General features: G+C 44.7%; 1 protein-coding gene. It reads right to left on the bottom strand.

The window, feature by feature from the left end; genetic code table 11:
• Positions 1-33: 33 nt before the first annotated feature.
• Entirely contained in the window at positions 34-16,317 is a 16,284-nt protein-coding gene (locus tag WCM76_10020) for a T9SS type A sorting domain-containing protein (GenBank protein ID MEI6765967.1), read from the bottom strand.
• Positions 16,318-16,738 lie beyond the last annotated feature (421 nt).

Genomic DNA, 16,738 nt, shown 5'->3' with positions numbered 1-16,738 from the left:
TGTGATTCAAGTCAAATCAATCGTTCGCTGAAATTAATTCTTCACCAGTTTTTTATGAACCAATGTATTTCCCGCGTGATATTCCAGGGTATAGAAACCGCTTGCAAGGCCCGGCAATTCAATTAATAGCTGATGCTTCAATTCGCCTGATGCACATGACTTCTCATATACTTTAATACCTTCCGCGTTAAATAACCGTATCGCAATGTTCTCATTATTTTCATTCCATGTGCAGAAAATATTATCGGTAAATGGATTCGGATATACGTCAAATGCATCTGCAGAATTATCACTGCAGTTGAGTGCAAGTATTCCGATTTCTTTGGAATGACCGTCGTAATCGGTTTGCCGCAAACGATAGTATACCGTTGATTCCGGATTGAAATCATCTTCACTGTTGTAATGAGTAATTGTATTACTGTTGCCGGCACCGGCAATTCTGGATATTTCAGTCCATTCCTTCGTATCAATGCTGCGTTCAAGGGTAAAGAAATCATTATTGGTTTCTGAAGCCGTAGCCCAGGTAAGCACAGCAGAGTGTCCGGTGCATTTTCCTGTAAAGAAAAGCAGCTCAACCGGCAGCGGCGTAACATCATCGGCTCCGGCAAAATCGCTGAAAGAAGCAAGCCCTGTAGCCGACATACTATTAGCGGTGGTATTCACCACCTGACTTGCGATAGGTGCCCATGCACCATTGACAGTTTTAATGAAACGCATATTGCCTTCGCCCAGGGGCAAACTCACAATTGTGCCAAGCAATGCTTCATCATAGTTCAGCGTGACATCATAGGTGAAGCCGCTTCCGCCTGTTTCGGTGATATTAGTATAAACGTTCATTTTCTTCATGGCGCCGGGCATACCCGTTGGATAGTCGCCACTGTAATACCGCATTGCGATTGAAGAAGGAACAGTTCCAGCATTTCCCCATGTGATGGAACCGAGTTGCCTTCCGGCGAAGGTAAATGTATTGGTTCCGCCTGACGAAGGCGTTGCCGTGATGGCATGCGGAAGTACTCCGGCATCAGGGTTGAATTCATCGGCACCAATATCGATACCGATACCGTATGTAGTACTTCGTACACCACCGGCATAATCAGTGGCAAGACCGCCAATACCAGCGCCTGCAATGCCTTTCCCGTTGACAAACCAGCAAGTTTGCGATGTGGTATTAATGTTCAGATTCGCAATTCCAGTACCTGAAGAGTTCACGAACAAATCAGTATGGTTCAGTTGAACGTTATTTGAAGAAGCGGCAAGCTGTACGGACCATGAGTTGTTGTCCTGGTTAAAATTGCTTTTCCAATCGGCAAACGAGTAATCGCCACCGCTTACACCCCAACGGCCCACTGTATTTGCATTTGAGGAGGCCAGAAAATTATAATTTGAAGCATTGGCGGCCCAGTTGGTTGCAGCATCGGAATTATTACTGGCGATATTGCCAATTGCTCTGTTTACACCGGTTCCTCCGGTTCTGTTATTAAGAAAGCAGTTATTCATTAAAGAAATTGGAGCACCTTTGGTAACACTAATAAGATTATAGTCTACAGGAAATCTCAAAAAGGCGTAGCTACCATTCGAACCGGCATTTGTTCCGTCTATCACGATTGTATTATTGAAATACCTTGCTTCACAATCAGCCTGATTGTAAAGCATACCATCAAGAATGCCGTATATTGAGGTATTGCGCGTGGTTATTATCGTTCCACTTTCATCACCATTATTAATGAATACCTGATTGTTACTGACGGTCCAGTTTCCGTCAGCAATGGTCATCCCATAAATTACAGGATTAATCGTACCGGTGTTATCGCCTGCATTATTATTGAAAATATTAGACACTTTATTTCGGCTGATAATTCCGGATTCTGCTGATGGTTCTCCGAACACTCCAACGTATATGCCATGAAACCTGACGTTACAATTATACGCCGAATTTCCTGATCCGCAATTCCGAATCCAGTTATTCTCGATTATATTTCCGGCCTGATCGGACCAGCAATACAGCCCGATAAATCCTTCCGGACTGATTGAATAGCTTTGAAGTGCGCTGCCGGAGCGGCAATTTCTGACCACATTATCAGATACATTTACTTTTCCGCCCGGTGCTGTATATGATACCGACCGATAGGTAACATTAGCGCCATGTGCAATAGCATGAAGGTATGAATAGGGATTATCTGTTGTCAATCCACCAACCTGATTTCCGGTAATATTCATATCAAGGTATGAGAGCGACCATATTCCGAACATATCACCTGTATATAAATTGCTTCCACCACCGGAGTTCACAATATTATTTACAGACGAAGGATTCCCAATTGTATTATTCCGTATGTTTACTCTACCTCCATCGCATAATATTCCAATGAAAGACACATTTCCGGTACCCGATAAGCTAATGTTTGCAACCGTATTTCGAGCTATTACAGATGTATCTGATGCAGTTGCACCGCCGGTGCTCAGATAGATACCCCAGAATTCGCAGTTTGCCGCATTGGTCCAGGTACCCTGAATAATGCCCCCAACAGGTGAGGCATTACCGCCGATGAGATTATCGGTAATCACATGCTTTCCACTCGCTCCGACAGCACCATCCTGAAGATAAACGGGATAAGGATTTAATGTGGGAGTACTCGGCTGATAGATCGAATTCCCCGTTATGCTTATTGCATTGTATATCCGACCATTTGCAGAAGTTTGTTCGCCATATACGGCACTTCGTGAAAATCCGAATATTTCATTGTTGCTTATACTGATATTATTTAAAGTTGCCGATGTTGAATTGTAAATTCCGAGATTAACAGCAACAACAGGATTACCGGAGGTTGCAGTACTATTTCTGATAATATTATTATCAAATGCAATATTTGAAATAGCAGAGCTGCCGCCGGAGAAACAGGCAAAATTGACTACGCCCGGTCCGCTGTAATTTGTTGCACTTACATCCTGGAAATTATTCCCCTGAATATTGCAATACTTTACGGTGATATCCTGACAGCCGGTCCCGATATAGAATGTTGAAGGAATGTAAGAACCGGATGTGCTTCCCTGCCTGAACAACAGATAGCGGCCGCTTCCGCTGACCCGTCCGTCGATTACCAATCGTTTTACGGCAGACAGTTCAATCAGCGCATTGCTTGCGGAGCTGTTGGAATATATAGTCCGCACAGTTGCCGTGGATTGTTCGGGTCGAATTGTGATTGTATAATTAGTTCCGCATAATTCGGTTGGTGCCGACATGGGATAATAGTTAGCGCCTTCAACAGCATCGCCAACCAAATCCACAAACAGATTCCCGGAGATTCCTTTATTTGCAAGATCATAGAAGAAGGCCGATGACGAGCTTCCATTAAAAGTTGTGTAAGTTCCGGTGGTTCCTAAAGTTACTGTTCCTGACAACCCGCTCATTATTTTATACCTGTTGGTGCCCATAGTGAATGTGCCTGCCTGTGGCGTTGAGAAGGTTGCTGCATCAGTATGAATGGGTGATGTTGCATTGAACGTAGAGTACCAGATATTGGGTGTTGTGGCGCGGTCGGCGGCAGTGAAGTAGTATTCAAACTCATCATTGTTAGCGGGTGTTATACCCAGTGCTGCATAATCCATTGTGAAAGTCCATACGCTGCTGTTTGCCGTGCCTGAAACAAAGGAACCTGTAAATGACTGTCCGCTTGCCCATGCTGTACCCGGAGCAGACCCGGTTGATTTGCGAACAAACATCCGTGGTTGATTTACCGAAGTTGAAAGCCCCGTGCCAACATCGGTTACTGTAATTGTTACCGTTGGAGGCGTTGCGCAAATACCCTGGGGTGGCAAAGCCGTATACGCGAACGTTGGCGAATAAATATCGGTTGTTGCATCAAGTGCTGCAAAATTTGACTCGTCAGCACCAATCTCAGGTGGGTCGTTGCGTGTGGCACCATCAAAGTCAGTTGTCACAGATGAAATAGCAATACCGGCATCTGATGCAGAATTCGGATCATTCAGGTGAAGGTTTGCCGAGGAAGCATTTCCGCCCGGATTTGCAAAATTCACCTGTGAAATTGTTGCCACACCAGAATGCAGGTCGGTATTTGCGGTAAGCGCCCGCCACGCCTGAAGTGTTGTGTAAGCAGTTGCAGGCACGTAGAACAATACACCATTGGTGCCGGATGCATTATAGATATTATAATCGCAGCTGATGGCCGATTTCGCATTGAGCACACAGGCATAATGTTTCTGTGTGCTGCCTCCGCTGCTTGAACGTGCATTCACAAAAATATTATTACGAACATCATCGCTGCCTGAAGATGGTGATGATGTGCGGACAAAAGCACCGGAGTAGGTCGTCGCAGCAGTTGAAAGTCCGCTGCCACCGATATACACGCTATTGAAATAAAAATTATCATTTGCGGCAGCTGCTTTTTCTATGCCGTACATTGTGCAAGCGCTGGTAATGGATGCACCTGCTGCATCAATGCCGAGTCTGATCATATTATTGGCAATTGTGAAGGCGCCCGCGCTGATTAGCATACCCTTTACAGTTGATGCCGTGTTTGTAGAAGCGATGTTCAGGCTTTGAATAAAATTACCCGAAATACTGTTTGTACCGGTATTTGCGCCACTATTCACAATGCCACATACACCAAGTTGATTGGCTGTTACGCCCGTGTTTGCCAATGTATACATTGTATTTCCACTTATAACCTGACCTGCAGTTGCAGACACCTGTAATATTCCGGCAACTGAAGCAGTGCTTCCGGTTCCTGTATTGTTGACACCGCTTGAAGACAGGTTTCGCAGCGTATTTCCGGAAATCGTGTTTATCCCAGACGTTGTGCTAATCCCGATATTCTGGAGCGAAGTCATCGCCGCCGAGGCTGAAATTAAAATACTATTCGTGGCTGTTCCGCCGATGGTATTGTTGCTGATTGTTGTACTGCCCGATGATTCGGATTTTATGCCTATCCATCCGGGACAATAAATATTTGCGACGGCAACAGATATATTCTCGAGAGTATTCCCGTAAATAGTATTACTCGCAGTTCCGGCATTTAGAATACCCACTGCCGGCAGAGTTGCGGCAGCTGTGGTTGCTGTTGAGCTGAGGGTAAGGGCACCGGTACCGGAAGCCACACCAATTTTATTCGGGTTAACATTGCCAATATCCACTCTGCCTGCCTCAGCAAAAATTCCTATAAAGAAATTCTCTCCTGCGGTTACCACGCTGCGCGATGAACTGTGTGTTATGCCTGCTATGGTATTATCCTGCACAGATGAAGGTGTAGCCGTGCCTACATTCAGGTGAATTCCTCGTATCATGCCCGACTGACCGCTTATGGTTGTAGTGCCTGTTTGAGTAGATGAACCATAACCGATAATATTGCCTTTCACGAGGTAATTATTCCCACCGATTATTGAAATCGGGTAATATTTTTGTGTTGTTACTGTAAATACTCTGGCAGTGGTTTGATACAGTCTGTTGTTGCTAATTTGCCAGTCGGTATTATTTGAAGCCAGAAGTATTCCGCACGATGTTCCGGATGTTCCCTCAAAGAAATTGTACAGATTGCAATTGTCGATGGTATCATTGCTATTCTCTTTTGCAGCAGTACCGGCGCAATAAATTAGATTTCGCGGTGTGGAAGCGCCATCATGAATATCGCAATTTCTGAACGAAATATTATCATTGCCTGAAGAGCCTGTCGTGGCGCCGAAAACAACAACACCACTTGCTGCAACAGTGTTTACGCCTTTTATGTTGAGGTATTTGAATTTCAGGTCAGTGGCATCGTTCTGAATAGTCCATGTAGCTCCGGCACCTGTATTGGAAAAAGTAAGTTTTTCACCGGCATCGATTCCATCCCATATTACGCGGTCACAGCCGTTCATAGTGAAAAGAGATGTTGCATTTGTGCCGGAAACAGCGCGACTAACGCCCCCCGAAGGTTGAACGGTGATTGTATATCCGCCACCACCCGATTCGGTAACCTGATTCAGTGCATTAGCTCCATCTTCTGTGGTAATATCTCCCGTAACCAGAATAGTGAGATTACCTGAAAGTACACCGGCATTCAAACCTTTGAAAATCCCATCGGCAGTTCGCGTAAATGTTTTGTAAGGACTTTCAGAAGGACCCACATTGATGGTTCCGGAAAACGCCGGCAGGACGTTATAGGTAAGCGGTGTAACAGGTGTGATAGTTTGAGTGTTCACATCAGAATGCGTGGGCGACGTGGCATCAAATGATTGGTACCATACATTTTGTGATGTTGCCTTATCCTGAGCTGTTACATAATATTGTATTGTATTCACTGCCATTGATACTAAACCGGAAGGCGTAAGTAAACTGTAATCGATTACAAAATCCCATTTGCCGGTACCGACATTGAATGTGCCTTCTGTCCCGATCCAGTTACTCGTGCTCGTTGAATTTCTGAACCAGATATGCGGAGCATTGCCGCCGGAATTTGCAACTCCTGTCCCGGCATCAGTAACAGTAATATCATTGAAACTGTATGTTGTATAAGAAAAGTTATCGGGAATATTGGTGAAGGAAATAATGGGAGTGTAAATGTCTGTTGTTGCATCCAGCGCAGTAAACGCACCTTCATCAGCACCAATATCCGGAGGATTGTTACGGGTAGCTCCATCAAAGTCCGTTGTAATTCCGGGTATTGTATAACCAGCGCCCGAGGCACATGTAGGTGTATTTAAATGCAAATCCACAGTGGAAGCATCGCCGGAAGGTGCAACAAAATTGATTAATGCCATTGTACCGATTCCGGAATGCAGGTTTTGTCCGCTTATGGCCGCCCGCAGCCGCTGCAACTTAGGATCGGCGTAAGAGGTAGTGCCGCCATCAATTGAAAACAGGTTTCCGTCGTTAGAAAAATAAATATTGTAATCCATTGAGGTAATACCGGTAAGTGTGTTGCTAACACAGGAATAGTGTTTTGAGCCACTGGCGCCTCCTGTGCGATTATTTGCAAAAATATTATTACGAATATCATCAGCGCCACTGGCTGCGGTGCGGCGATAAGCAAAGGAAGTTGCGACCTGCACTGCATCGGGGCCGGCACCTGTAATCAAAACTGAATTGAACTGAATGCTGTTAGCAGTTGTTGATGCATCAAGAATTCCGGTGAAAATCGGGTAGTAACCGCAGGGATTTCCCAGATGGTCAATTCCCAAACGAATCATATTATTTTGAACGGCTACATTTCCGGAAGCAATTTCAATGCCCTTACCTTCCACAGCAATGTTATTTGAGAAAATATAATAACTGTGGATGGAATTATTTTTTATGATGTTGGTGGCCGTAGATGTACCTTCATAGTAGATTCCTGAAAACTTAACGGCAACTGAACCAAGACCGCCGGGGCAGAACCTGAATGTATTGATATTATTGCCGCTAATGGTTGCGGTTTGGCTTGCAGCATTCGTATTCGTATAAATTCCAATAATCACTTGTGAAGAACCGGTTCCCACATTCTGTGAAATAGTACTCAGGTTGCTGATTGTGTTTCCACTGATGGTAACCGAACCAGCTGTAGTATGAATACCTGCCATACGGGCCGAAGTTCCGGAAGTATTCAGAAACAGGTTTTTTACCGTATTATTACTGATTGTCACTGTCTGGGTGGTAGTAGCATGATAAAACCGGATACCTATCGTAAAGCCGGTGTTGATAGCGTTTTCAATACTATTTAACGTGCTTGTACTCCCGATAACATTATTATCGATAGTAAGAGATGAGGGAGCGGCTCCATCAACAAAAATACCATCGAAGGAGCTGCCGGCGCCCGTTCCACCAAGAGTAACAGCACCGATGCTGTTATTTCTTATGTTCAGGGCACTGCTGGTATTGCAATAGATTCCATCGAAACGTCCACCGACAGTGCTAAAACTAATCGAATCCTTGCCCGTTGCACCGCCGATTACATTTCCAGCTGCAGTACCAATATTAGCCGAACCTGACTCAACTCGAATGCCGGTTGACGCGGTTGATGCGCCGGTTGATGTAAATGAAATATTCTTAATAAAATTACCCTGAACACTGAATGAAGGTGCGGTGCCTCCACCATAGAGCCACATGCCATTGAAATTATCAGCAATAGCTGCTGCTGACTGAATCCAGGCAGTGCCACCACATTTTGCCGTGGTCCCTCCTATCCAGTTATTGGTAATTACATATCCGCTGGTTCCGCCGGCATAAATGTATATCACACGGTATTCGCCGGTTGCAGCAGTCATGGTGCGTGTAGATGTCTGATAGAAACTGTTTCCGGAAATTGTCCAGAAGGCATTGCTGATATCTGCAGAGCCTGAACCAATTTTAATACCTGCAGTTGCTGATGTCGCCGAGAAGAAATTATAAATATAATTATTGGAGATTGTATTATTGAGATTTGGAACAGTATTGCTACCCACAGATGCGATAGCATTCACAGGAAGGTTTGCGCCGGCCGGTTTCACCTGGCAATTATCAATTACATTGCTGCTATTACCTGATGACCCAGATGCGGCCGTAGAGAAAAGGACGACACCACAACTCAGTCCCACTGATGAGCCTTCAAGAACACAATACTTTATAGTATTCAGCGTAGCATCATTTATAAAAGTAAAACACGAATTATAATTAGAAGAAGCCGCAGTGCTGGTATTTCTAAAAGTAATGTACTGCCCGCCTCCGGCCAAGTTACCCGGGTCCCGTCCATCTATGGTCACTCTGTCAGCTCCATCGATTCTGAAAAGTCCCGCAACAGCGGCACTCGCACCGTTATAATTACCGCTCAATGTGCGTACGGTGTTGCCGTTTGGCTGAATTGTGATTTTATAATTACTGCCAGAAGGGCTCTCACTCCACTGGTTTAATGCATAAGTGCCTGGTTCAGTGATATCCGATGTTATATTAAGTACAATATCACCAATTACAGTGCCTGTGTTGATGCATCTAAAAAAGCCTGCGGTACCGGTAAGTGTAAGAAAACGTTCGCCAGAACCTACATTATATGACCCGCTATACAGAGTTATCAAATAACCATTTGGGATTGATGGAGCGCTCGTTTGTGTATTTACATCTGAATGTACTGCAGTATGGTTATAACCAATATTAGGCGTTGCAGCCTGATCTTGAGCAACAATATAATACTCGATGCTGTCACCCGAAAGGCTTCCCAAACCTAACAGGGAGTAATCTATATCAAATGACCACGTTCCATTTATTGAAGTTCCGGCGGTCAAGGTTCCACCCTTGCTTACCCACGCCGAACTTTTTGAAAAATCGCGGTACCAAATTCTTGGTCTGAGTGAACCGCTTGTTGGAATTCCCGTGCTGTAATCATAAATATTTACGTTTGAAAGTGTGCGGTTGTTTAGGTCAGTGGCATTTGCAAGCGGTGTAAAAGTAATAACAGGAGCACTGTTATCAATGAATGTGAAGCTACCACAATCAGCTCCAATATCAACAGGAGTATAAGATGCACGTGTTTGCCCGTCAAAATCTCTGGTAACCGAGGCAATACTTATTCCTGCTCCTTCGCATGGATTATTCGTTTGCAAATGAAGGTCAACAGCAGCAGCATTGCCGGTAGGATTAACGAATACAGGATCAGCTTGCCCACTATGTGCATCTAAACCGGTTCCTGTTTGCCATGTTGGAATATCAAAATAGTCAGTAGTATTGACCAGACCGAGAGTGCCACCTGTTCCTGACGACTGGAAAATATTGTAATCGCAAGCTGTAATGTAAGTTAAGTTGACCAGTCTTAATGAATAATGCTTGCCCGTACCGGAGGTATTGGACCGGTTGTTCACCAAAATATTATCTCTGTAGTCGTCATAATAACTTGTCGGAGCCGTTATCCTGTTAAAGCAATAAGTATTCACAGCCCCGCTCACAACAGCTGTTCCACCAATATAAATGCTGTTGTGATACATTTTGAGCGGATAAACATGTTCTTTAACAATACCATTAATTGCTATAGATTGTGTGAGTGATGAACCGTCATTTTTAATTCCCAGCCGTATCATATTATTAGTAATAATCGTATTGATCCAGCTGGCTTTCGAATAAATGCCCGTGATAATCGCCGAAGTGTTGGAAGCATTTGCTTCGAGACTGTGAATAAAATTGCCATCAATAAAACTGATATCAGTACCAACATTTCCATTTCCTTTACACTCTATGCCGTAAAGAGTCACTGCAGTCGCAGTGGTTTGATTGTTGACCAGATTGGAGATTGTATTATTTAAAATATTCTGAACAGTATTTGAATACAGCGCCACATCAGAAATTCCGACTACGGATGCGGCTGTCGCGATAGTACTGCCGGCGGTTGTAGCAGTTGACAAGGTGAATAGGCTCTTGACTGTGTTGCCCGTAATATTACAGATGGTTTTTCCGTTATCGGAATAAATACCCGCAACATGCACACTTGTTCCGGCATTGTTCCCGTTCAAGTTTGCAACCATGTTATTACGTATATTCACAACGCCATCGCCCTGATTCACAATTCCGGCCGTGGTCCATTGTCCGTTATTCTGGATACTGCTGGCAGTAGTTGAATGGCCGATAGTGTTATTATCGACATTTACAGAACCCGCAACAACATTGATGCCCCATACATCAACACCGCTTGTTGAAGCGCTGAACAGCAAATTTTGAACAACATTGTTCTGCACTGTTGAAACCGAAGATTCTCCAACATTTAAATAAATGCCGGAGAAAGAGCCGGCCAGGGTGTTGGTCCATACGCCGCCGCCGCAGGATGCAGCTGAACCACCAATATAATTACCTTCAATAAGGTTGTTATCAGAATTAGGTCCTGCATCAAAAGATATTCCTTTCACCGTTGCAAAAGTTCCGACTGTGTTGTATAATGAATTATTCTTTATCACCCAGTTACTGCCATTTCCGTATCCGGAACTCGCAATATAGATTCCGATATTACTAAAGTTGAAAAATTCATTTCCTTCGATAGAGTTATCGTTATTTACTTTGGCGCTTGTCCCTTGAGAATAGATGCAGTTCGCCGGATACGTTGTTGTATAACTTCCAATTTTGTTATTCTTTATGGTGATATTGTCATTTCCGGTGGCTCCTATTGTGGTACCAATAATTATTGCACCACCGGCAGTACTTGTGTTTGCGCTTTCCACCCAGCAGTTTTGAATAGCATTGCCGGAAGCATCGTTACTAAAGCTGAAAGTAGCATTCGCCGTATTGGTATTTCTTATCCTCAGATGTTTCAAACCATCGCCGCTGTACTGCCCGTCAAATGTCACTCTATCCGCACCGTCGATACGAATCATGGCATTGGCAACTGCTCCTGAAATCAGACGTTCTGTTGAACTATTCGGAATAATCTTGACGGAATAGCCGCCGCCACCAGATTCTGCCCATTGATTCAAAGCATTTGTGCCGTCTTCCGTAAGATCGCTGATAACATTGATGGTTACATTTCCCGAAAGGGAACCTGTATTTATCATCTGGAAAAAGCCGCCGTTATTGGTAAGAGTGGGTGCAGTCCCCCCGGTGCCCACTGTATATGTGCCATTGAAAATCTTTATTACGTAGCTGTTGATAGTGCCCGTAAGCGGGAAGTTACCTGCCACAAGTGCAACACTTGCAGCGGCAGTATTAAATGTTCCGGAATTGATCTGCACATTGGGAACCGTAGCGTTGTCCTGAGCCACAATGAAGTATTGTATCACGGCCCCTTCGAGGCCGACAGCCCCTCCGTTCAATTTTGAGTAATCGATTGTAAAACTAAAAGGCGTACCACCGCTTGCGGTCTCCACCCATTTCCAGCCATCAGTAACACTTGAGTTATCATTATAGGTGTTTGCATCCGAACTTCGTTTATAATAAATTCTCGGATTCGTACCTGATGTAACATTCACACCTGTACCGGCATCAGTAATTGAAACACCCGATAAAACAGGCGCGGTAAAAGTAGTCTGATGCGCTAATGCCGTATATGCAATTACGGGAGGTGTAAGATCCTGAGGTTTGAAATCGCCTTCATCGGCGCCAATATCAACAGCCGTACCTCCACCATTCAACTGTCCGCCTAAGGGATAATTGCCCGAAGCGCGTAAACCGGCAGCATCAAAATCATCAATAATCGCAACATTGGTTCCGCCGCTTTCTGCTTGTGTTTCGAGTGAAGTGCTGAGGTGGAGATTGACGGCACCGGCATTTCCGGTAGCATTGATGAATTTCGGGTCGCCGTATACACTTTGCGCATCCTGCCCCGAACCGGTTCTCCAGTCAGTAAGTAAATCTCTGTCAACGGTACCGTCAAAGCCGCAATATCCGCCGGTTCCGGTTGCCTGCAACATATTGTAATTGCTGGTAAAAGTTGTTGTAGCGTTAATGTAGATAGCTCTGTGAATTCCGGTTCCGGTACCATTGCTGCGGTTATTCACAAAAATATTATTTTTTAATTCGTCAGTTCCGGTTTGAACTCTCGCGAACGCGCTTGTGTTGGCAATGCCGGTCACCGCAGAGCCTCCAATGTAAACGCTGTTGTAATAAAACAGATTGTTGGTCGTTGTATTTTTATAAATTCCCCTGATGGTATGTCCACCCTGTATTTCAGTACCGTCATCCATAATGCCCAGTCTGATCATATTATTGTGAACCGTGTTGGCTCCGGCACCGATATCAATCGCTGAAATATAAGATGAACCGCCGGAAACAACACCCAGGCTGTGAATAAAATTCCGCGAAATATAGTTACCTGCCCCGGCTGCACCACTCAGATAAATTCCTGTAACATAAACAGCTGCAGCTGCAGCGGTGCTGTTCAGCGAGTGAATCGTATTTTGAGAAATATTAATCGGGGCGGTTGTTGAAGTGACTCCAATACCGAGCACTGCAGATGTTGAGCCGGCTGTGAGTATTGCCGAACCACTTGTAAGTTTGTAAATTGCATTTCCATTCATTGTCAATGCACAGTTGGCACTATGAACGATACCGCGAACTGCAACTGTAGCCGCTGTACCACTTGCCGTAAGATTTGCAATAGTGTTATTTGAAATTACCAACGCAGATGTTGCAGATACACTGTTTATACCAATGGTAGTGCCTGTTCCAGAAACATTGATACTGTTGGCTGATGATGCATCACCGATAATATTGCCTGTAATTCCACCGCAATTGAACATACCTGTTCCCAGATCAATGCCTTTGAATGAACTTGCCCCGGCGCTGCTCATCGTAATACTTTTTATTGTATTGTTCTGTAATGAAGTGGCAGAGCCTGTTCCGACCACCGCGTAAATTCCTTTAAATGCCGTGGCTGCCGATGCCGTGATATTAGAAATAAGGTTCTTTGAAATATCTGATCCGGCTCCGGTAGTATTCACGAAAATACCGTAAAAGCCGCCTGTACCGGCAAAGCTGATCGCCGTGCTGCTGCCGCCAATGGTATTTGCTGTTGTAGTTCCTATATTCGCGACACCTGTAGAGAGGTTAATCCCGACAAAAGCTGACGCACCGGTGCTTGTCATATTCAAGTTTGAAATCGTATTGCCCTGAATTTCTGTAACAGGAGAATTTCCTGCCGCTATGTTTATTCCGGTAATGGAAACAGCTCCGCTGTTTGTGATCGGACTTCCTCCGCAGCCTGTACTACTTCCACCAATAAAGTTATTACTCACTGTAAAACCGGTGCCTCCACTTGTGATTGAAATACCGGTAAACGCTCCGGAATTTGTTCCTGCAGTCTGATAGATATTATTATTCCTTACGATATGGCTGTTGCCTGCCACAATAGATACGCATGCAAGTGTTGTGGTGCGGGCTGCTTCATTATAAATATTATTCCCGTCGATTACCCAGTTATCGCCATTATTGGAATTAGGAATATAACATGCCGTGGTAGTGAAATTGCGGATTGTATTATTAAGAATAGTATTGTCAGAATTTGTTGCGCCGGCAGTTCCAGTTGAATAAATTGCATTGGCAGGAACACCGGCAACATCACTTCTGTCACGAATATCGCAACCCGAAATAGTGTTATTATCATTGCCGGCAATTCCGGTGCTCGTGCTAAATAGAATGGTTCCTGAACCTCCACCGGTATTATTACTTTCTATAATGCAATTCTTGATATTGTTGTTCGTCGCATCGTTCAGAAAAGCAAAGGTTGCATTCGAGCCATTAGTATTTCTGAACCTGAGGTACTGGCCGCTGCTACCGTAATTACCGTCGAAGGTTACGCGATCGGCGCCGTCAAGCCGTATCAGACTACCGGCGTAGGTATTTGACAATGTTCTGATTGTCGCCGCTGATGGTTGTATCTTTAATTTATATCCACTACCGTCGTATTCTGCCCACTGATTGAGTGCAACCGTACCGGGTTCTGTAATATCGGAGGTCACCAAGGCAGTCAGATCGCCTGACATCCCAACAAGGTTAATCCAATAAAACAGACCTGTGGCCGCATTCGCCGTGAGTGTTGTATAAGTCTGACCACTCCCCACACTGACACTTCCCGAAAGTGAGATGTAATACGAAGCCGGTGTCGTGGGGGCAGTTGTCTGTGTATTCACATTACTGTGCGATGCTCCTGTAAAAGGGTTGTACCAGACATATGGCGATCCGGCCTGATCCTGTGCAACAGCATAATATTGTATCTGGTCGCCGGGTGAAGGTGTACCACCAATTAAGGAATAATCAATCGTGAAGCTCCAAGAGCCGTTATTCCCGTTGCCTGAATTCAGTGTACCGGCTGAAGAAGCCCATGAGCTTGCTTTTGTAAGATTCCTGAACCATAGCCGTGGGACATTGCCACCTGCAGTGGGCACTCCGCTGCTGATGTCTGTTATTATAACTCCCGACAATGTTCTGTTTGATGTTGAGCCGGTATTAATCAGATTTGTGTAAGAAATGTTCGGGGTATAAACATCAACAGCGGTATAACTTCCTTCATCAGCACCAATATCGGGAGGCGAGCTGCGCGTATCATTTTCGCGGTCGGCAGTAATACCGCTAATGTCAACACCGGCACCTTCAGCTGCAGTATTTCCCTGAACTTTAAGGCTTACTGTTGCAGCATCTGTTGCAGGCGATACAAAGTTCGGGTCACCGATTCCTGAATGCAATTCCTGTGAGCCGAATGCTTCACGTAATTTCTGCATATAGGGAGTTGAAAGCACGGTGGTTCCGCCGTCAACACTAAAATAGCTGGTTGCTCCATTCGTATAATACAGGTTATAATCAGAAACATTATTGGAAACAGTTTTCCACACGCAGGCGAAATGCTTTCCGGTACCGCCGGTACGAACATTCGCAAAAATATTATTCTGAATATTGGTTGATGCGCTTCCCGGTGCAACATTCTGCAAAAATGCGAATGTATTCAACGCGCCGCCTGCTGTGGTTCCTCCAATATAAATACTGTTGAAATAGAAGTTGGAAACCGTGGCATTGTTTACATAAAATCCTCGCAGGTAAAATCCGCCGGCATTACTAAGCGCAGTGCCATCGGGCTTTATACCGAGACGAACCATATTGTTTGAATAGGTCGAAAGACCACCGGCTGCTTCGATGCCTGTCACATAAGCAGCACCTGTAGTTGCAAGTGAGAAGCTATGGATAAAATTCCCGTCAACGATATTTGTACCCGTTGCAGCACCGCTCTGATAGATACCCGTGACATAAACTGCTGCCGTGCCGGCACTGCTATAAAGCCCATAAATAGTGTTATTCGACATTGTCAAACCCGCAGTGGTCGAAGTCTGGCTGATTCCAATCAGCACTGCAAGATTAGCGGTTCCTAAATATGGCGAAGCATTGTACAGATCGCGCACCGTATTTCCAGTAATAGTTGGGGTTCCGCCGGAAACAACAATGCCCCGGGTTTGTCCATAAAACGTAGTAGTGCCGGTACCTGCATACGCGTTGTTCAGGTTAGCAATAACATTATTGGTAATGCTGACGGGCAAAGTGCCGGAATACAGAATTCCCGCCACATGCTGTGCCGTAGTGCTTGTTGAGGCCGTGGATGCGTTGATGCTGTTAGCGGTGCCGGTATTCCCAATTGTGTTTGTGCTCAAGGTCATTGTGCCGCCTGTGCTTTGAATACCCACAAAACTATGAGAAACGGATGTTGATGAACCCAGTACGGTTACAGACCCGATGGTATTGTTTGAGATATTAATGGCAGATGCAGATGCATTGCCAATTCCAAAACTTATACCTCCGCTTGTGGAAATGGTAACCTGAACGGATCCGGTGCCGGAATTACCAATAGTGTTGCCTGTAGTAGATCCAACATTAAGGTTCCCGGCTGCACCATAGATACCACACCATACACCCGGCAAAGTAGTAGCACCGCTGGATGATGACCATGAAAAGTTCTTTATTGTATTGTTGTTGATATTACTTGTTGCCGTTGTTCCAACGTTTAAATTTATACCGATAAATCTATTCGCAACGGCGCCGGAAATGCTCCATGCAGAGCCGCCACAGGAGGCAGCACCTCCTCCAACGTAATTTCCCGTTATCGTGAAATTATTGAGATTCGTTGAGTTTAAATTAATACCGCAATGTGTCGCACCGGTTGTAGCAGTGCGACCGGCAGTCTGGAAGAAATTGTTGGAAGAGATGGTCCATCCTGGACTTGAACCTATAAATTACATTTACATCTAAGGTAACTAATAATCATCATGTTATCAGTATTTAACGTGATTTGTGTGGAAGCTGAATTACCTTAAATAAAGCTGAATTAAGTGAAATCTGTCC

The organism is Bacteroidota bacterium (genome assembly GCA_037133915.1).
Classification (GTDB): Bacteria; Bacteroidota; Bacteroidia; order Bacteroidales; family CAIWKO01; genus JBAXND01.
This window is presented reverse-complemented; position numbering and strand designations above follow the sequence as displayed.